The following is an 18,784-nucleotide window of genomic DNA, read 5'->3' on the forward strand; positions in this document are numbered from 1 at the left end:
AAGTATGTAACGAGGGAATGAAATTCGCGTCAGTAAGAATGCGGAGACCCCCCTGGTGCACACAGGTGTGCACGGACGCGAACACCAACGACCCGAGCGCCCTCTCGAAGGAAGCCCGCCATTTGCGACGGGCTCAAGGCTAGGGAGGCGCGTTTGAGGACGCCGTTTTGAGTCTACAGCGATTCGCGCTTGTCTCGTGTGTTGCAGTTTACACACCCTGCGAGGTGGCAGCGTATTTGACGGCCGTCGAACACATCAGAAAGGCGAAGCGGCCACAATAAGGTTCGTTGCGGGCGCCCTCGTAGAGACCTCGCCGCAATGAACTGGTCGCTTTTTATTTTTGCCAAGTGAAGAACCAGGCGCTCTTTGTGCAAGCTTCTTAAAATTCAAGTTGAATGGCACAATTTGCACTCACATCCCGGCAGCGGTTGTGCTTCGGTGGATGTGCGATCTCTCGCTGATCATCTCAGCCCCCTAGCCCAATGGTCGGTTGAGAGGGAGCGACGCCCCGGCGCGATCCCCACGATCCGCCGGGGCACGCACTTCCGCCGGCCACATCAAGGTGCAGGCTGAAAGGGACACGGATGAGGTTGCGAGGCTCTTCGCACCCTCCTCTCTTTGCTGCGTGTCGATCACACCGGCAGCAATTCAAGTCTTGATAAACGGCGCACCTATTTTAGCCAGTGTCGATTGCGAAGCCTGAACCAAGGCCAAGTCGATGAAGACAAACCTTCATCGAGATTGCATTGAGGTTCGCTCCTCAAATGTCGCTCGATATATGCCTCTTAGACATTTTAAATCACGATGGAGGTAGCCCCATGTCGATCGTGCAATTTACTCGTTTCAGAACCGATAAGGCCGAGGAAATGACCCAGATTGCCAGGCGGGCGAAGAAGATCTTTGAAAAACACGGTGCCGAATTTCTTCGGCTGTCCCGTTTCCACACTGGCGTGTGGGCAGGAGAATGGCTGGTTACGACGCGCTACGCCAGTTGGGAAGCTTACGGCAAAGTGCAGGAGGCCGTGGCAAAGGACCCGGAGTTCGCGCAGTTGCAGGCTGAGGGAATGAAGATCGCCGAACTGCAAGGCCGCAACATCGCTGTCGGCATCGATCTCTAGCGACCCACATTAAGCGCGGAGGCCGCTGGAGCCATGCCGGCGGCCTTTTCAATTTCGATAGATTGCGCTCGGAGTTGCGCTACTCTGCGCTCGACAATGCGGCTGGCGATGCCGCCGATCACCGAGGGCGCCCCTCCCCGCGCAGACGGAACAATCATGAGCAGGTGCTCGTTAATTTGCCTTTCCGGCAAGGAGACCGAGGAATGAGGATAAAAACCGTAGCTCTCGGAGCGGCGCTGGTGCTGTGTAACCTGGGGACGTTCAGCGTTGCAGCCTATGCGCAGGAGGCCAGAGTCGTTCGTGAACCACGGGCAAGGGCGATCGTCAGGGTGCCCATCATCAGGGAAACTCCCTACTGGGATTATTATATTGTTCCACGATATCGTTATCGTCCGGAGGACGACCGGGTCGATCCATACGGCCCGCCCGTAGCGCCGGTGATACGCTACGGAAATCAAGAGGTATATATTCCGCGGTGGTGGTGGTACTGACCGTCCAAATGCAAGCGCGCACCGGCGGGGCTATGCAGGCCATCAGGACAAAGGGCGCGATCACCGCGCCCTTTTGGTTTTCAATCTCCGGGTCGAGACTATCGGCAAGTGTCCCAGAAGCCGAAGGCAACCCGACATCTGCGCGGGTCCTGATTGAATCAGAATCGAAGCTCTAGATTCTTGTTTTGACGCGTTCTCTTCACGCGAACCGGTATCCACCCTCGGATCAAGTCCGAGGACATGCTCCGCCCAAAGACGCTCTAGGAAGCCCCCGCCGGATGCACCGGCTCGCGATGGATCTCGCGCCCTGACTCGCTGACGACCACGATCGCAAGGTCCGGTTCGGTGGGAGCCTCTTTGCGGAAATGTGCGGCGAGGATCTTGCTGTATTCGATAGCTTCGGCATCCGATGAAAACTGCTTCCCGATCCGGTCGCGGATCGGAACACCGTCTTTCTGGTCGAAATAGAAGGTCTGCACGTTCGTTTGCCTCTGATCTGGTGGCGCAGGCGGGTGGCGAAAGGCTCCTCCACGCTATGGCGCCGACGGGAACTTCAGCTTGATCTGCCTCAATCTGGGCTGACCGGCTTCGTCGGGTCGGTTTTTGCGGTAGCGTTCCAAAAGCTGGCGCTCGCGGCTAAGATTGAGGGCGTATCGCGGGCGCAGGACTGGACTTGGCGAGTTCAATCCGATCGCGCCTTGCGCGAAGCCCTGATCGCAGCTAATGGAACGGCATCGGAGCGTGGCGCAGCCCGGTTAGCGCACTAGTCTGGGAGACTAGGGGTCGAAGGTTCAAATCCTTTCGCTCCGACCAAACTTTCAATAGTTATGCTCTGGGGCGATTTACCGGCCTTCGCCGTCCTTCATCGCCGAATCCAGCATCTCCCGGCAACCGATCAGGTCCTGGAGCGCGCGCTGCAGGCGTTCGCGGTCGGCGGCGGGGATGCCGCGGGCCGGTGCGGCTGCCGGCGTGGGCTGGGCAGCCGGCGCTTGCCGGCCCTTGAACGGGGCGAGGATGCCGTCCTCGTCGGGGTCGACGAAGCGGTAATCGATCTCTATGGCGTTGCCGTCATCAAATTCCTCGTCCTCGGCATCGTTATCCTGGCCGGCGGTCTCCTCCTCCTCGTCGGATTCCCGCAGGCTCTGGCCGATCGCCTCCTCGACGGCGCCAAAGGAGATTGCCGCGCTCTGGTCGGAGATCGCCTGGACCGACTTGATGCCGTGCTCCTTCAGGATCCGCTGCACGCCGCGGATCGTATAGCCTTCGCCATACAGCAGGCGGCGGATGCCCTTGAGCAGGTCGACATCGTCGGGGCGATAGTAGCGGCGGCCGCCGCTACGCTTCATCGGCTTGATCTGCGCGAACCGCGTCTCCCAGAAACGCAACACGTGCTGGGGGATGTCGAGCTCGTCGGCTACCTCGCTGATGGTACGGAATGCATCGGGCGCCTTTTCCAAATGCCCGCTCCTTCTCCTAGAGCATGATCCGCACAAACGCGCTCGCGACAACGCCATGCGCCAGCGCGGAGATCACGCTCAAACAACGATAGCGCGGGATGACGATTCGAAGAAACGCCATCACGTCCAGGAAGGAATTATCCGCTCTTGCCTTCGCCGTTGGTCGACCCGTTGTGGCCGTTGATCCGCTGCTTCAGGATCGCCGACGGCTTGAATACCATCACCCGCCGCGGCGAGATCGGCACTTCGGTGCCGGTCTTCGGATTACGTCCGATGCGCTGGCCTTTCTTGCGCACCATGAAGGAGCCGAAGGACGAGAGCTTCACCGTTTCGCCCTTTTCCAGGCAGTCGGTGATTTCCTTCAAGACAAGTTCGACAAACGCCGAGGATTCAGTGCGCGACAATCCCACCTTCTGGTAGACCGCCTCGCACAAATCGACTCGTGTGACTGTTTTACCGGTTCCGGTCATCGCCTGCCCCGCACTCTCGGCGAACAAAATTTGTCCCCTGAAATTAGAGGGTTAGCAGGCAATGGTCAACAGTGGCGATAATGCAGCAGCCTGCCAAAATCGTCAGGGAGGTGTCTTTTCTGATTGCACGCTTCACCAGCGAACGAGCGCCGAGCCCCAGGTGAAGCCGCCGCCCATCGCTTCGAACAGCACGAGATCGCCCTTCTTCACGCGTCCATCCTGCACCGCAACTGATAGCGCCAGGGGAATCGATGCCGCCGAAGTGTTGCCGTGGCGATCGACCGTCAGCACCACCTTCTGCGGCGCAATATGGAGCTTGTGCGCCGAAGCATCGATGATCCGCTTGTTGGCCTGATGCGGGATGAACCAGTCGATGTCCTCCGCGCTGGTGCCGGTGGTGTTGAAGGCGTCGACGATCACGTCGGTGATCATGCCGACCGCGTGCTTGAACACTTCGCGGCCTTCCATTCGCAGGTGGCCGACCGTCCGGGTCGATCCCGGGCCGCCGTCGACGAACAGCTTCGCCTTGTGGCGGCCGTCGGAGCGCAGATGCGTGGTCAGTACGCCGCGGTCGGACGATGTGCCCGGCTGCTCCTGCGCTTCCAGCACCACCGCGCCGGCCCCGTCGCCGAACAGCACGCAAGTGCCGCGGTCGTTCCAGTCGAGGATGCGCGAAAAGGTCTCGGCGCCGATCACCAGCGCCCGCTTGTAGGCGCCGGTGCGCAGGAAATTGTCGGCGGTCGCCAGCGCGAAGACGAAGCCGGAGCAGACCGCCTGCAGATCGAAGGCCGCGCCATGGGTGATGCCGAGTCCGTTCTGCACCGCGACCGCGGTCGCCGGAAACGTGTTGTCCGGCGTCGAGGTCGCGAGCACGATCAGGTCGATATCCTGCGCATCGAGGCCGGCGTTCGCCAATGCCGCGCGCGCGGCATTGATGCCGAGATGGGAGGTGAACTCCCCCTCGGCCGCGATGTGCCGCTCCCGAATGCCGGTGCGCTGCACGATCCATTCGTCAGACGTATCGACGCGGGTCGCCAGCTCGGCATTGGTCAGGACCCGCTCCGGCAAATAAGAGCCGCAGCCGAGCACGACCGATCGTATCGCAGTCACGAGACAGCCTCCTGCGCGGTCTGCGCTGAGGCCAGCGCGCTTCCGTCGCGGTTGAGCATCTGATTGATCTTGGTGAGGAGATCGTAGTGGGCCATCTCATAGCCAACATCGACCGCATAGGCAAAGCCTTCGGAGTTGATCCCACCGTGACTTTTCACCACCAGGCCCTTCAGGCCGAGCAGCACCCCGCCATTGGACTTGTTGGGGTCCATCTTGTCGCGGAGCGCCCGGAAGGCGCCGCGGGCCAGGAGATAGCCGATGCGCCTCGGCCAGGTCTGGGACAGGGCATTGCGCAGAAAGTCCACCATCTGCCGCGCAGTGCCCTCTGCCGCCTTTAGCGCGATGTTGCCGGCATATCCCTCCGTGACGACCACATCGGCGATGCCCTTGCCGATGCCGTCGCTCTCGACGAAGCCGATATAATCCAGCTGCGGCAGGTTCATCGCCCGCAACAGCTCCGCCGCCTCGCGAATCTCCTCATGTCCCTTCATCTCTTCGCGGCCGATATTGAGCAGCCCTACGGTCGGCCGCTCCACGTTGAATCGGACGCTGGCCATCGCGCCGCCCATCAGTGCCAGCGCCACCAGGTGCTGTGCGTCGCCGCCGATGCTCGCGCCGAGGTCGAGCACGATGGTGTCGCCACGCACGGTCGGCCACAGCGCGGCGATCGCCGGGCGGTCGATTCCGGGCAACGTGCGCAGGTTGAACCGCGCCATCGCCATCAGCGCGCCGGTGTTGCCGGCTGACACCGCGACATCGGCCTCACCGTGCTTCACCGCGTCGATCGCAAGCCACATCGAGGAGGTCTTGCGGCCGCGCCTGAGCGCCTGACTCGGCTTCTCATCGTTGCTGATCGCAACATCGGTGTGGATCACGCGCGAGGCCGCCTTCAGGGCGGGATGCGCTGCCAATTCCGGCTCGATCAGCTTGCTGTCGCCAAACAGCAAGAATTCGGTGTCGGGATGCCGGCTCAACGAGATGGCGGCGCCAGGGACGACGACCGATGCGCCGTCATCGCCACCCATGGCGTCAAGCGCGATTCGAACCTTTTTAGGCATGAACGTCCCGGAAACCTGCTCTCGGCGGCCTTGAAGCGGACCGGCCACCCGTTTGAAAGCCACCGCCATCAGCGATGTCTATCGCGGTCAGCGATGTCTGTCGCGCAAGCGATGTACGGCCGAAGGCAACGGCGCGCCCGGCCGGGCCGCGACAATAACCTGTCCCCATTCTGACACAACCTCTTCACCATGCTTTACCGGTTGGCTCAGGGTTGCGGGAACGCGGAGGCATCGACGCAGGATATCTCAATTTATTCAATATCTTATCTCAGATTTATGAGAATGCAACGGATTGATTTCGCGCGATGGTTCGCCCTCATAATCCACTTTAACCGGAGCCTATTTCCCGTTGGATTTCCCTTTCGGCTTGTTTCCACCGGGCGTTTTCGGCGCGGCCTGCAGCGCTTTCAGGGCGGCAAACGGGTGGTCCTCGGGGTCGGCAGCCTCGACCACCGGCTCGAAAACGGCGTCCGCCTTGCGCGGATAGGGGTCGATCGCGAGGAACAGCGCGTCGGTCGCGAGCCGGCCGAGATCGATCATGCCGTTCTCGATCGGCTCCGGCGGGTCGGGTATCTCAGCGTCGCTGCGCTCGGCCTCCTCGGCCAGCGCGGCCATCTGCGGGATCTGCTCCGGCGGGGCGAAGATCAGGTCGATCTCCTCGTCGATCTCGTTCTCGATCTCCTCGAGCGTCACCACGCAGGTCTGCCCGACCCGGCCGCGCACGGAGCCCACGACGTGGAAGCGGCCGCCGCTCTTCGGCGTGACGTCGAATGACGCCTCAGCCGAAAGCACCTCGCGCAGCCCCGCGATATCGGCCAATGCCTGACGCTGGCGCGGATCGGCCTCGATGTCGCGATGCAGGCCGGTTTCCGGCACCTGCGCCACCGCGACCAGCGCGCGCCAAGGGTCACGCGGAGGATGAGGCCTCTCTGTCTCGGTATCTTTCATTGAGCCGTGCCCACCTGCTCCGGCACTGGAAACTTCCACGATCCGCCCGACAGCGCCGTTGCGTCGAGCCGGTCCAGCACGGACGCTACCCGCTCGGCATAGGTCGCAAGCCGCCGCGCCTTCTCGATGTCCTTGCCATCAAAGATATTCTTGCAGAATGCGTTTGCCAGCGCCTCATGGCCATCAGTGAGCGCGAGGTCGTAGGCCACGGAACGGCCGTAGAAGGCTTCGCCGAAAGCCTTCATCCGCTTCGGCACCGTGAGGTCGCCGACCCCCATTTCGCGTAAGTTGTCGTCCATATCCTCGCAGAAGCGGTCGAACAGCGCCTGCGACAGACCCGATTCGCCCTCCACGGCCCGGAGGCGCCGCAGCACCAGCCACAAATGCAGCAAGAGTAGGTCGAATCGGCCGTTAACCGTGTCTGCGACGGCGAACTGTCGGTAAAACACCGGTTCTCGCGCCTGCGTCACGATCATGCCATAGATGGTCTCAATGGTGCCGCTCGGGAGTAGCCGGGGTTTCTTGAATTGATTGAACGGCCAAAGCATTGTGGGTTCCGCCCGCGGGCCCAAAGCGCCCGCTTCTGTTGCAATCCTCAGCCGTGCCCGGTACGTCAACGCCTCGCGCGACGCAAGGGGACGGATCAGTTCCGCCGATGACCGAAGCCAACAAGACCAGCCCACGCGTGTCCTTCTCACGCGGCGTGCTAGCACGCTGCCGCGCCGCGGCGGCCATCGGCCTCGTCTGCGCACTGCTTGCCGCCTGCACCGGCGAACAATTCCAGAAGGGCTACATCCTGCCGCAGGGCGCGCTGGAGCAAATCCCGATCGGCGCCAGCCAGGACCAGGTTCTGATCGTGATGGGCACTCCGTCGACGGTGGCCACACTGGACGGCGAGGTGTTCTACTACATCTCCCAGCGCACCGAGCGTCCGGTCGCCTTCATGAACCAGCGGGTGGTCGACCAGCGCGTGATCGCGGTTTATTTCGACAAGAACCGCACCGTCCGCCGCATCGCCAATTATGGCCTGCAGGACGGCAAGATCTTCGACTTCGTCAGCCGCACCACGCCGACTTCGGGCCAGGAGCTCAGCTACCTGACGCCGCTGTTCAAGCTGCTCAGCTTTAACTAACCAAAGCGTTTTCGAGCGAAGCATGCCCTCGGACTTGATCCGAGGGTGGATACCGGTTCGCGTGAAGAAAACGCGTCAAAACAAGAACCCGCGGCTGCGCCAAGTCGCCGCCTAACTCCTCGCTTGCCGGACCGCCTCGCGGTCCCCTACGCTCCCTGAAAACAAGATCAAATCAGGGAGTGAACACGTGAGCCGAACCTTGCTTTCCCGCCGCCGCCTGCTGACGGGTACCGCCGCCGTCTCGGCCGCCGCCATCCTGCCGCGCGCGAGCTTAGGCGCCGGCGACTGGCGGCCGACCGAGACCGTCCGCCTGATCGTGCCGGCCGCCGCCGGCGGCTCCACCGACGTGATGGGCCGCCTGCTCGCGGCGCATCTGCAGACCGCCTGGGGACAGTCGGCGATCGTGGAGAACCGCTCAGGCGCCGGCGGCACCATCGGCACCGCCGAAGTTGCCCGCAACAAGGGCGACGGCCACACCATCCTGATCGGCAATCCCGGGCCGAATGCGATCGCCTATTCGATCTTCAAGAACCTCACCTACCAGAAGGATCAGTTGCAGCCGGTCTCCAACATGATCCGGATCCCGAACATCGTCTCGGCCCATCCCTCGACCGGCATCAAGTCGATCCCCGAGCTGATCGCCTATCTGAAGGCCAATCCGGACAAGCTCACTTACGGCTCGTCGGGAACCGGCCAGAGCCCGCATCTGACCGGCGCCTGGTTCCTGCAGCTCACGGGGCTGAAGATGACGCATGTGCCGTTCCGCGGCGCCGGGCCTGCGCTGCAGGCGGGGCTCGCGGGCGACATCCAGATCCTGTTCGACAACCTCTATCCGTCGCTGCCGCAGGTGCTGGACGGCAAGCTCAACGGGCTCTGCGTCACCACCGCCGAGCGCAGCGACGCCGCGCCGAAACTTCCGACCATGCGCGAGAGCGCGCCGGAGCTTGCGAAGTTCGAAGTCTCCTCCTGGTTCGGCGTCTTCCTGCCCAAGGCCACACCCGCGCCGATCGTGGACGAGCTCAACCGCCAGATAAAGGCGATGCTGGAGCGCGACGACGTCAGGAAGAACATCGCCGGCATGGGCGCCCGCCCCGACCACGGCACGCCGCAGCAGTTCACCGATTTCGTCGACGCCGAAACCAGGAAGTTCGCCGCCATCATCGAGAAGGAAGGCCTGCAGATGGAGGTGAAATAACTCCACCGCCGTCATTGCGAGGAGCGTCAGCGACGAAGCAATCCATCTCTCCACCCGTGGCGACATGGATTGCTTCGCTTCGCTCGCAATGACGCGTTGAGAGAGATTCGCCCGGGTTGCAGAACAAAACCCCGCGGGCTCGCTGCCCGCGGGGTTTTGCATTCGCGTCACGCGCCGCTCAATGCGCCAGGATTGCCAGCAGCAGCAGCGCCACGATGTTGGTGATCTTGATCATCGGGTTGACCGCCGGGCCCGCAGTATCCTTGTAGGGATCGCCGACGGTGTCGCCGGTCACCGCGGACTTGTGCGCGTCGGAGCCCTTGCCGCCATAATGGCCGTCCTCGATGTATTTCTTGGCGTTGTCCCATGCGCCACCGCCCGAGGTCATGGAAATCGCGACGAACAGCCCTGTGACGATGACGCCGAGCAGCATCGCGCCGACGGCCGAGAACGCCGCCGACTTGCCGGCCGCACCGCCGCCCGCGATCACGTAGATCAGGAAGTAGACCACGATCGGCGACAGCACCGGCAGCAGCGACGGGATGATCATCTCCTTGATCGCCGCCTTGGTCAGGAGGTCAACCGCCTTGCCGTAGTCCGGCTTGTCGGTGCCCTGCATGATGCCGGGCTTCTCGCGGAACTGGCGCCTCACTTCTTCGACGATCGCGCCGGCCGCACGTCCGACCGCGGTCATGCCCATCGCGCCGAACAGATACGGCAAGAGGCCGCCGAACAACAGGCCCACCACCACATAGGGATTGTTGAGCGAGAAGTCGGGATTGACGCCCTTGAAATAGGCGTGGTTGGCGGAGTCGCTGATGAAGAATTTGAGGTCCTGGTTATAGGCCGCAAACAGCACCAGCGCGCCGAGACCGGCGGAGCCGATCGCATAGCCCTTGGTCACGGCCTTGGTGGTGTTGCCGACCGCGTCGAGCGCGTCGGTCGATTTGCGCACCTCCTTCGGCAGCCCCGCCATCTCGGCGATGCCGCCGGCGTTGTCGGTGACGGGACCGAAGGCATCGAGCGCGACGATCATGCCGGCGAGCGCCAGCATGGTCGCAGTCGCGATCGCAATCCCGAACAGGCCGGCCAGGCTGTAGGTGACGAGGATGCCTGCGATGATGACCATCGCGGGCAGCGCGGTCGCCTCCATCGAGATCGCAAGGCCCTGGATCACGTTGGTGCCGTGGCCGGTCACCGAGGCCGAGGCGATGGACTTCACCGGGCGATAGTCGGTGCCGGTATAGTATTCGGTGATCCAGATGATCAGCGCGGTGACGATGAGGCCGACGACGCCGCATTGGAACAGCGCCATGCCGGAATAGTCCACGCCCGGCAGCTTGTCGAAGCCGATCAGGGCGTAGATCACGCCGGCGATGCCGATCAGCGACAGGATGCCGGTCGCGATCAGGCCCTTGTAGAGCGCGCCCATGATCGACTGGCTGCTGCCGAGCTTGACGAAGAAAGTGCCGATGATCGAGGTGATGATGCAGATGCCGCCAATCGCGAGCGGCAGCGTCATCATGCTCACCAGGATCGGCGACTTCGCGAAGAAGATCGCCGCCAGCACCATGGTGGCGACCGCTGTCACCGCGTAGGTCTCGAACAGGTCGGCGGCCATGCCGGCGCAGTCGCCGACATTGTCGCCGACATTGTCCGCGATGGTCGCCGGGTTGCGCGGATCGTCCTCGGGGATGCCGGCCTCGACCTTGCCGACGAGGTCGCCGCCGACGTCGGCGCCCTTGGTGAAGATGCCGCCGCCGAGACGGGCGAAGATCGAGATCAGCGAGGCGCCGAAGCCGAGCGCCACCATGGCGTCGATCACAGTGCGGCTGTCCGCCGCGAACCCTGCGACCTTGGTCAGGTAGGCGAAATAGATGGTGACGCCGAGCAGCGCCAGGCCCGCGACCAGGAGCCCGGTGATCGCGCCCGCCTTGAAGGCCAGTTCCAGGCCGCCCGCCAGCGACTTGGTCGCCGCCTGCGCGGTGCGGACGTTGGCGCGGACCGAGACGTTCATGCCGATGAAGCCGGCCGCCCCCGACAGGATCGCGCCGATCGCAAAGCCGATCGCGACCAGGAGGCCAAGGAAGTAAGCCAGCAGAATGAAGATCAAGACGCCGACGATGCCGATCGTGGTGTATTGGCGCCGCAGATACGCCTGTGCGCCTTCGCGCACCGCCGCGGCAATCTCCTGCATGCGCGGGCTGCCCGCGTCAGCGTTCAGGACCGAATTGGTCGCCCAAATCGCGTAGACAATGGAAAGTACCCCGCAGAGCACGATCAACCATAATGCTGTCATTTGAATTCTGCCTCAGATCCTTGATGTATCCCCACGCCCTTGTTTTTTCCGCGGGATGCGGCGGGCGCTTATTGAGCGGTCCACCCCTGCCCTCAAGGATGGCCACAATCGGTCGCGAACCTTGCCAAAATCGCTTTCGCGGCGCAACGCCGCCGGCAATCAAAACGGGACGATTTGGGCAGCTAATTAGTCTGAGGGGCGGCTTTCTCGGCCTATTCCAAAGCGTTTTCAAGCGAGGCGGACCCCGGCTCGCGTGAAGAAAACGCGTCAATACGAGAATCTAGAGCTTCGGTTCTGATGCAATCAGAACCGAAGCTCTAGAAATGGCTGTAGGACAGCCGCTTCAAGGCCAGCTCCCGGCCCTGCGAATCTAGGAAGCTGGGGGGCGCGGAGCCTGCGATGATACCGCCGATCGCAGTCACGGCAACGCCTGTGCGCTTGGCCTCTTGCACGAAGGCCGCCATGCGATCCCCGGGGATCGCGCAGAGGATCTCGTAGTCATCGCCGCCCGAGATCAGGGCCTCGATACCGACGGCCTTGCGCGCGACCAGCGCAGCGGCCGGCGACGAGAGTGGGATGCTCTGGACGTCGATCACGGCCGAGACGGCGGAAGCCGCACAGAGCTTTGCGAGATCGCCGGCGAGCCCGTCGGACACATCCATCGCGGCGCTGGCGTAATCGCGCACCGCCTTGGCGAGCGCATTGCGCGGCTGTGGCACGCGGTAGCGGCCGGTCAGCATCTCGCGGGAGGCTTCGTCGCTCGCAAGCAGCGAGGCAACAGACCCGGCCTTCAGCAGGTTGAGGCCAAGCGCGGCATCGCCGATTGTGCCGGTAACTACGACGCGGTCCCCTGCCCGCGCGCCTATACGGTGGATCATCTTGCCCTGCGGCACGCGCCCGAACGCCGTGACCGAGATCATCACCGGCCCGGGCGTGGACACCGTGTCGCCGCCGAGCAGCGGACAGCCGAACTGCGCAGCATCCTCGCCGAGCGCCTGCGCGAACGGTTTCAGCCAGACATCGTCAGCGCTACGCAGCGCCAGCGTCAGCACGAAGCCGGCGGGTGTAGCCCCCTTGGCGGCGAGATCAGAGAGATTGACCCGCAGCGCCTTGCGCGCCAGCGTCGCCGGCGGATCGCCGGGGAGGAAATGCACGCCCTCGACGATTGCATCGGTGGTGACGACGATATCGTCGCCCCCTGCCCGCAACGCCGCCGCATCGTCATCGAGATTGAAAGCGCCCGGGTCCTTCGCGAGCGGCTTGAAGTAGCGCGCGATAAGGGAATCCTCGCCGGATGGATTGCTCGGTCCGCTTGCCATGCCGCCCGACGTCTCCTCAGCCGTCGTCGCCCGGCTTGACCGGGCGATCCAGTATTCCGCGCCGCCCGTGATCCAGCACAACCGCCGCCGTTTACTGGATCATCCGCATTCGCGGATGATGACGGCAGAGTGTGTGCGGGCTACCCACGCACGAACTCATCGGCCCGGAACTGCCGGGCAATCTGGTCGAGCACCGCGTTCACCATTCCGGTCTCGTCCTTCTCCACAAACGCGTGCGCGACGTCGACATATTCGGAGACCACCACGCGGCCCGGCACGTCCTTGCGATGCTCCAGTTCATAGGAGCCTGCCCGCAGCACCGCACGCAGGATCGCATCGATCCGCTTCAGCGGCCATCCCTTCGACAGCGCCTCGTCGATCAGCGGATCGAGCCTGGCCTGGTCGCGTACCACACCCGATACCACGTCACGGAAAAACGCCGCTTCCGCCGGCAGATACGTCTCGCCTTCGACTTCGTTGCCGAGCCAGTGGCTCTCAAACTCCGCGAACACGTCGTCCAGCCCGGCGCCGGCGATATCCATCTGGTAGAGCGCCTGCACGGCGGCGAGCCGTGCGGCGCCGCGCCGATTGGCCTTCCTGTCCGCTGGTCTTACGGGCTTCCTGTCTTCCGCCATGGTCAACCCTTCGCCAGCCGGCGTTTGATGCGCAGCATCGCGAGCGCCGCGCGCGCGGCGTCGCCGCCTTTGTTCAAGTCATTGGCGCGCGCCCGTGCCCAGGCCTGTTCCTCGGTGTTGACGGTAATGATGCCGTTGCCGAGCGGAAACCTCCTGTTCACGGCGAGGTCCATCAGCCCGCGCGAAGATTCCATCGACACGATCTCGAAATGGATGGTCTCGCCGCGCACCACGCAGCCGAGCGCGACCGCCGCGTCATAGGGCTTGCCGTTCTTTTCGGCGGCATCGATCGCAATCGCGATCGCCGCGGGAATTTCCAGCGCGCCTGGAACCGTGATGACGTCGTAGCCGACGCCGGCGGCCTTCAATTCGGCGACCGCGCCCTCCAGAAGCGAGTCCTGAATATCGTCATAGAACCGCGCCTCGACGATCAGCGCACGCGCGCCGGAAATGTCGGTCTGGTCCTTCAGCGGTGCACGCCGTGCGTCTGCCATCAGTTCATCCATTCGTAACGTTGACGTTCAACGCGTGCGTTGTATGTCAACATTTTGTAGTCGCCGCAGCGGGTTTAGCCAAGCCAAAGCTGGCTGTTTGTTACTCCGTCATGGCCGGGCTTGTCCCGGCCATCCACGATCTATCTCACCGCAAGCGGACAAGACGTGGATGCCCGGGACAAGCCCGGGCATGACGGCGATCGGTCACTTCATCTCTATCAGCCGCGCCGCGTAGCGGGCCATCAGGTCCACTTCGATATTGACCTCGCTGCCGGCGCGCCAGCCGCCGATCGTCGTCACGTTGAGAGTATGCGGGATGATCAGCACCGAAAATGTGACGTCATCGACCGTATTCACCGTCAACGACACGCCATCCAGCGTGATCGAGCCTTTGACCGCGATGAAACGCGCCAGTTCGCGCGTGGTTCGGAGCACGAACCGCGCCATATCAGGCAGATCCTCGCGTGAGACGATGGTGGCGACGCCATCGGCATGGCCCGCCACGATATGGCCGCCGAGTTCGTCGCCAATCTTCAGCGCGCGCTCGAGATTGAGGCGGGTTCCGACACCCCAGTGCTTCGCCGTCGTCATGCCAAGCGTTTCCGCGGCGGCATCGACGTCGAACCAGGTCTTGCCGCCCTCGACGCCGGAGGCGACCACCGTCAGGCACACGCCATTGCAGGCGATCGAGGCGCCATCGGCGATGGTCGTGCGATCGTAACGGCAGGCGATCCGCAGCCGGTGCAACTGTCCCTGCGCCGTGGGTGTCAGGATGGTGATCTCGCCGACATCTGTGACTATGCCCGTGAACACATCAAACCCTTTCGGTCTTCGTCATGGCCGGGCTTGACCCGGCCATCCACGTCTTGCTTCGTCGCCAGTGGCCAAGGCGTGGATGCCCGGGACAAGCCCGGGCATGACGCGCGGAGACAGCACTAGGCACGATCGTAGATTGTCAAAATATCCTTGCCGAGCGTTTCGCTAGCACGAACCTTGAAGGCGGGCGACTGCGTGATCGCGGCGAGCGGCAATGCGTCCAGCGCGGGCACGCCGTCGGCGCCGACCGCCTCTGGCGCGCGGAATAGCCAGGCTTCATCGACCAGGTCAGCCGCAACGAAGGATGCCGCCACCCGTGCCCCGCCCTCGACCATCACTTTCGTGATGCCCTTCTCGGCGAGCGCATGCAGCACCGCGAGCAGATCCAGTCCCGGCGGCGAGACCGTGTCCGCGACCCGGATCACCTGGGCACCGGCGGCGCCCAGCTTCATCGCAGCCGGCGCTTCGGCAAGCTCCGAGGTCATCACCCATAACGGCGCTTCGCGCGCCGAATGCACCAGGCGGCTGTCGCCCGGCAGGCGCAGCGCGCGATCCAGCACCACCCGCACCGGCGAACGAGCCTCCATGCCCGGCAGGCGGCAGGTCAGAACCGGATCGTCGGCCAGCGCGGTGCCGATCCCGATCAGGATCGCATCGCTCTGCGCGCGGAGCAGATGCACCCGCGTCCGGACCACGTCTCCCGTGATCGCCACCGGGCGGTGGCCGGCAGCGCCGATCTTGTCGTCGGCGGAGATCGCCAGCTTGAGCAGCACATGCGGACGCTTGTCGCGGACACGGCGGAAATGACCGGCATGGTCCCGCCCCGCCTCCTCCGCGCACAGCCCGACATCAACAGCGATGCCCGCCGCGCGCAACCGTGCGTGCCCCTGCCCGCCGACTTCAGGATTGGGATCCTCGATCGCCGACACCACGCGCGCGATGCCGGCCGCAATCACCGCGTCGGCGCAGGGCGGCGAGCGGCCGAAATGCGAGCATGGCTCGAGCGTCACATACAGCGTGGCGCCGCGCGCCGCTTCGCCCGCGCGCCGCAGCGCCTCCGGCTCGGCATGCGGCCGGCCGCCCGCTTGCGTCCAGCCACGACCGACAATGACGCCATCCTTGACCACGACAGCACCGACCGCCGGATTCGGCCAGGTGCGGCCCTGCCCGCGCCGGCCGAGCGTCAGCGCGAGCTGCATGAACCGCAGGTCCTCGGCTTTCGACTGCTTGGCTTGTGCGGCGAGCTTGTCTTCCAGGATGCGGAAGATCATTTGCGGAACTGTGCGATGCGCGGGTCGTCTTCGCTGGTGAGTTCACCGAGCACCGCCTCGAAATCCTTGGCCTCGCGGAAGTTGCGGTAGACCGAAGCGAAGCGAACATAGGCGACGTCGTCGAGCTGGCGCAGATGCTCCATCACGATCTCGCCGATAGCCTCGGAAGAAACCTCCGCCTCGCCGCTGCTTTCGAGCTCCCGCACGATGGTGGACACCATCTTCTCCAAACGTTCAGTCTCCACCGGCCGCTTGCGCAGCGAGATCTGCAGCGAGCGCACCAGCTTGTCGCGGTCGAACGGAACGCGACGGCCGTTGCGCTTGATCACTGTCAGCTCGCGAAGCTGCACCCGCTCAAATGTCGTGAAACGGAAATTGCAGGTGATGCAGACGCGCCGCCGTCGGATCACAGCCGAATCCTCAGTCGGACGCGAGTCCTTGACCTGCGTATCCAGACTGTTGCAACTCGGGCAACGCATCTGCCGATTTCCTTATTGATAGATCGGGAAGCGGTCGGTCAGCGCCTTCACGCGTTCCTTGATCGCGGCTTCCACCAGCGGCGCCTTGCCCTCCGGCGACTGCTGCAGCGCGGTCAGGACTTCCGCGATCATGCCGCCGACTTCCTTGAACTCGGCGACGCCGAAGCCGCGAGTGGTCGTCGCCGGCGTGCCGAGCCGCAGGCCCGAGGTGACGAACGGCGTCTCAGGATCGAACGGAATGCCGTTCTTGTTGCAGGTGATGGCGGCGCGCACCAACGCCTTCTCCGACACATTGCCCTTCAGCCCCTTGGGCCGGAGGTCGACCAGCATCAGATGGTTGTCGGTGCCGCCGGAGACGATGTCGAGCCCATGGCCGCGCAGCGTTTCCGCGAGCGCCTTGGCATTCTCGACCACGTTCTTGGCGTAGACCTTGAAGTCCGGCCGCAGCGCCTCGCCGAACGCAACCGCCTTGGCCGCGATCACATGCATCAGGGGGCCGCCCTGCAGGCCCGGGAAGATCGCCGAGTTGAGCTTCTTGGTCAGCGTCTCGTCATTCCACAGCATCAGGCCGCCGCGCGGACCGCGCAGCGACTTGTGCGTCGTCGTGGTGGTGACATGCGCATGCGGCACCGGCGAAGCATGGACGCCGCCGGCGACGAGGCCCGCGAAATGCGCCATGTCGACCATGAGATAGGCGCCGACACTGTCGGCGATCTCGCGGAAGCGCTTGAAGTCCCAGGCGCGCGAATAGGCTGAGCCGCCCGCAACGATCAGCTTCGGCTTGACCTGTTCGGCCTGCTTGGCCACCGCATCCATGTCGATGACCTGGTCCTCGCGCCGCACCGTGTAGTGCACGGCCTTGAACCATTTGCCGGACATGTTGACGGGCGAGCCGTGGGTGAGATGGCCGCCGGCGGCGAGGTCGAGACCCATGAAGGTATCGCCGGGCTGCAGCAGCGCCAGGAACACCGCCTGGTTCATCTGGCTGCCGGAGTTCGGCTGCACGTTGGCGAACTTCGCACCGAACAGTTTCTTGGCGCGCTCGATCGCCAGCGTCTCGGCGACGTCGACCCATTCACAACCGCCATAGTAGCGCGCGCCCGGATAGCCTTCGGCGTATTTGTTGGTCATCACCGACCCCTGCGCCTCCAGCACCGCACGGCTGACGATGTTCTCGGAAGCGATCAGCTCGATCTCATGGCGCTGCCGGCCCAATTCGCCCTTGATCGCCTCCGCGATCTCGGGATCGGCCTCGGCAAGGGTCGCCCTGAAGAAGGAATCAGGCGCGGAACTGGATTTGGCGCTCGGGGAGGAAGAGGTCATCGGCGAAATATCTCCACCGCCGCAAGCCTTTAGAGGATGCGGTCGGTCCATTGTGGGCGGTCGAAGCTGGTCGGTCAGCGTTATCACATCGCCGGGTGCCGGCCAAGCGATTGCGGTAGGAGTGCGGCCTTTGTGCCAGATATGGTGGCCTGCCGGGGGTTTGCCAGTTCCAGAGGCGGCCGCATCCGTTCGCCCCGCCCCCGTCGTTCCGGGGCGCGACGAAGTCGCGAGGTCCTGGCGCCCCCGACGCTGGCGCCAAGCGCGCGAGCAGCAAGAGCTGCCTCGCGGACGATGACAGCGGAGTGTGCGCGGCGATGCGGCGGGGGCAAAGCGGAAGCGTGCTCGCCAGCGCGAGCGCGGCGCTGGATGGTGTTGATGGAGTTCGGATCGCGAGACGAAAATAAACTCACCCCAGGGCGCTGTCATGCCGGCCTGGGGTGAAAAGACAAAGATCGACGATCAGACCTGACGCTATTGCGTCACTACGTTTCCGACCGAGTTGAAGTTCTTCTTCGTATCATACCCGGAGTCGTGCAGATTTCGGAAATACAGGTCGCGGTCACCGCTACTCACTCCACCCGGCATGATGACCGAGCCCGGCGCAATGACCGGAGCGGCACGCATACTGGCATTCGCATTCATCGGGTGACGATGATGCGTCCGCTGTGCGGCCAGAGCGGTAGAAGTAGCGAGGGTGAGGATTGCAAGACTGACAAGAACGCTTTTCGTCATAGTCGGCTCCTCTGAGATAATCCACCCCGTGGAGCGCGTGGAACTTGTGGCACGGCCGGCCCTCCTCCACAAATCAACATCGCGTAACCCTCTGCGCCTGCCAAAGTGACGGCGCAACAGCCTGCTCGGGTCCAATAGAGATTGGTGATGGGTTCCGGCCCGGGGCGGTACGACAGCGGAGAGCGCCGCGACAGCCGCGCTACAACCCCGTAAATCCCGCCTTCACATGATCGGTGGAGCCGTCAAGCTGGCGCAGATAGGTCAATCCGCAGACCGTCAGGCGGTGCGTGTCGGTCTCGCCCGCCTCGAACAAGGTGCGGACATATTCCGTCACCTTCGCCCGCGCCTCCTCGCTCGCCGCGGCGGTGCGGTTCGCAAGCAGGTCATAGGTATGCATGATGCGATCGATCGCGGCTTCCATCACTTTCTCCGATTGG

At 63.8% G+C, this 18,784-nt stretch carries 21 protein-coding genes and 1 tRNA gene; 5 read left to right on the top strand and 17 right to left on the bottom strand.

The annotated features are described in order from the left end of the window. Nucleotides 1-818: 818 nt before the first annotated feature. On the top strand, nucleotides 819-1,118 hold the full coding sequence (locus tag ACZXDY_RS04990) for a hypothetical protein (RefSeq protein ID WP_464344723.1): 300 nt from the start codon (nucleotides 819-821) through the stop codon (nucleotides 1,116-1,118). 203 nt (nucleotides 1,119-1,321) lie between these two features. Next, nucleotides 1,322-1,609 carry a hypothetical protein gene (locus ACZXDY_RS04995; protein WP_464344724.1) on the top strand — a complete coding sequence of 96 codons (288 nt, stop codon included), beginning with the start codon at nucleotides 1,322-1,324 and terminating at the stop codon, nucleotides 1,607-1,609. A 260-nt stretch (nucleotides 1,610-1,869) separates the two neighbouring features. Here ACZXDY_RS04995 and ACZXDY_RS05000 read toward each other — a convergent pair whose 3' ends face one another. Beyond that, the gene (locus ACZXDY_RS05000) at nucleotides 1,870-2,088 is read right to left on the bottom strand and encodes a DUF6894 family protein (protein ID WP_464344725.1); all 219 of its coding nucleotides are present in this window, start codon (nucleotides 2,086-2,088) and stop codon (nucleotides 1,870-1,872) included. Between the two features lie 256 nt (nucleotides 2,089-2,344). Between ACZXDY_RS05000 and ACZXDY_RS05005 the strand changes: the two genes are divergently transcribed. Further along, nucleotides 2,345-2,422, top strand: a tRNA-Pro gene (locus tag ACZXDY_RS05005). A gap of 29 nt (nucleotides 2,423-2,451) precedes the next feature. Here the strand turns inward: ACZXDY_RS05005 and ACZXDY_RS05010 are convergent. From ACZXDY_RS05010 to ACZXDY_RS05035, 6 genes are all read right to left on the bottom strand, one after another. Then, nucleotides 2,452-3,066 (bottom strand): MerR family transcriptional regulator, encoded by a 615-nt coding sequence (locus tag ACZXDY_RS05010; protein ID WP_464344726.1) that lies wholly within the window; start codon nucleotides 3,064-3,066, stop codon nucleotides 2,452-2,454. Nucleotides 3,067-3,203: 137 nt separating this feature from the next. Beyond that, nucleotides 3,204-3,536 carry an integration host factor subunit alpha gene (locus ACZXDY_RS05015; protein WP_028162876.1) on the bottom strand — a complete coding sequence of 111 codons (333 nt, stop codon included), beginning with the start codon at nucleotides 3,534-3,536 and terminating at the stop codon, nucleotides 3,204-3,206. 132 nt (nucleotides 3,537-3,668) lie between these two features. Then, nucleotides 3,669-4,646: a beta-ketoacyl-ACP synthase III gene (locus ACZXDY_RS05020; RefSeq protein WP_464344727.1), complete on the bottom strand. Its 978-nt coding sequence runs from the start codon at nucleotides 4,644-4,646 to the stop codon at nucleotides 3,669-3,671. Then, nucleotides 4,643-5,704, bottom strand: a complete 1,062-nt coding sequence (gene plsX / locus ACZXDY_RS05025) for a phosphate acyltransferase PlsX (protein WP_028162878.1) — start codon at nucleotides 5,702-5,704, stop codon at nucleotides 4,643-4,645. Before plsX ends, ACZXDY_RS05020 begins: the two co-directional genes overlap by 4 nt. Nucleotides 5,705-6,043: 339 nt before the next feature. Continuing rightward, a complete protein-coding gene (locus ACZXDY_RS05030; RefSeq protein ID WP_464344728.1) occupies nucleotides 6,044-6,652 on the bottom strand; it encodes a YceD family protein in 609 nt (202 codons plus the stop codon). Then, the gene (locus tag ACZXDY_RS05035) at nucleotides 6,649-7,200 is read right to left on the bottom strand and encodes a ubiquinol-cytochrome C chaperone family protein (RefSeq protein ID WP_130231467.1); all 552 of its coding nucleotides are present in this window, start codon (nucleotides 7,198-7,200) and stop codon (nucleotides 6,649-6,651) included. The genes ACZXDY_RS05030 and ACZXDY_RS05035 overlap by 4 nt, the downstream gene beginning before the upstream one ends. A 107-nt stretch (nucleotides 7,201-7,307) precedes the next feature. On the opposite strand from ACZXDY_RS05035, the gene ACZXDY_RS05040 reads away from it, so the two are divergent. Together ACZXDY_RS05040 and ACZXDY_RS05045 are read left to right on the top strand one after the other, a co-directional pair. Continuing rightward, nucleotides 7,308-7,784: an outer membrane protein assembly factor BamE gene (locus tag ACZXDY_RS05040; RefSeq protein ID WP_028162881.1), complete on the top strand. Its 477-nt coding sequence runs from the start codon at nucleotides 7,308-7,310 to the stop codon at nucleotides 7,782-7,784. Between the two features lie 187 nt (nucleotides 7,785-7,971). Next, the gene (locus ACZXDY_RS05045; RefSeq protein ID WP_464344729.1) at nucleotides 7,972-8,979 is read left to right on the top strand and encodes a Bug family tripartite tricarboxylate transporter substrate binding protein; all 1,008 of its coding nucleotides are present in this window, start codon (nucleotides 7,972-7,974) and stop codon (nucleotides 8,977-8,979) included. A 178-nt stretch (nucleotides 8,980-9,157) separates the two neighbouring features. Here the strand turns inward: ACZXDY_RS05045 and ACZXDY_RS05050 are convergent, their stop codons facing one another. The 10 genes from ACZXDY_RS05050 to ACZXDY_RS05095 form a co-directional block, all read right to left on the bottom strand. Beyond that, complete coding sequence (locus ACZXDY_RS05050) at nucleotides 9,158-11,278, bottom strand: sodium-translocating pyrophosphatase (protein WP_130231129.1); 2,121 nt, start codon at nucleotides 11,276-11,278, stop codon at nucleotides 9,158-9,160. Between the two features lie 317 nt (nucleotides 11,279-11,595). Next, entirely contained in the window at nucleotides 11,596-12,597 is a 1,002-nt protein-coding gene (thiL, locus tag ACZXDY_RS05055) for a thiamine-phosphate kinase (RefSeq protein WP_464344730.1), read from the bottom strand. A 140-nt stretch (nucleotides 12,598-12,737) separates the two neighbouring features. Beyond that, entirely contained in the window at nucleotides 12,738-13,232 is a 495-nt protein-coding gene (gene nusB, locus ACZXDY_RS05060; RefSeq protein ID WP_028162885.1) for a transcription antitermination factor NusB, read from the bottom strand. Between the two features lie 2 nt (nucleotides 13,233-13,234). Continuing rightward, entirely contained in the window at nucleotides 13,235-13,726 is a 492-nt protein-coding gene (ribH, locus tag ACZXDY_RS05065; RefSeq protein ID WP_028162886.1) for a 6,7-dimethyl-8-ribityllumazine synthase, read from the bottom strand. 204 nt (nucleotides 13,727-13,930) lie between these two features. Continuing rightward, on the bottom strand, nucleotides 13,931-14,539 hold the full coding sequence (locus ACZXDY_RS05070) for a riboflavin synthase (RefSeq protein WP_464344731.1): 609 nt from the start codon (nucleotides 14,537-14,539) through the stop codon (nucleotides 13,931-13,933). Between the two features lie 122 nt (nucleotides 14,540-14,661). After that, nucleotides 14,662-15,813: a bifunctional diaminohydroxyphosphoribosylaminopyrimidine deaminase/5-amino-6-(5-phosphoribosylamino)uracil reductase RibD gene (gene ribD, locus ACZXDY_RS05075; RefSeq protein WP_464344732.1), complete on the bottom strand. Its 1,152-nt coding sequence runs from the start codon at nucleotides 15,811-15,813 to the stop codon at nucleotides 14,662-14,664. Next, a complete protein-coding gene (gene nrdR, locus ACZXDY_RS05080) occupies nucleotides 15,810-16,292 on the bottom strand; it encodes a transcriptional regulator NrdR (RefSeq protein WP_027580572.1) in 483 nt (160 codons plus the stop codon). Before nrdR ends, ribD begins: the two co-directional genes overlap by 4 nt. Before the next feature lie 12 nt (nucleotides 16,293-16,304). Then, complete coding sequence (gene glyA, locus ACZXDY_RS05085; RefSeq protein ID WP_028162890.1) at nucleotides 16,305-17,615, bottom strand: serine hydroxymethyltransferase; 1,311 nt, start codon at nucleotides 17,613-17,615, stop codon at nucleotides 16,305-16,307. A gap of 471 nt (nucleotides 17,616-18,086) precedes the next feature. Next, entirely contained in the window at nucleotides 18,087-18,347 is a 261-nt protein-coding gene (locus tag ACZXDY_RS05090) for a hypothetical protein (protein ID WP_028162891.1), read from the bottom strand. Nucleotides 18,348-18,546: 199 nt separating this feature from the next. After that, the gene (locus tag ACZXDY_RS05095; RefSeq protein WP_028162892.1) at nucleotides 18,547-18,768 is read right to left on the bottom strand and encodes a hypothetical protein; all 222 of its coding nucleotides are present in this window, start codon (nucleotides 18,766-18,768) and stop codon (nucleotides 18,547-18,549) included. Between the last annotated feature and the right edge of the window lie 16 nt (nucleotides 18,769-18,784).

The sequence above is a fragment of the Bradyrhizobium sp. LeoB3 genome, from assembly GCF_055456055.1.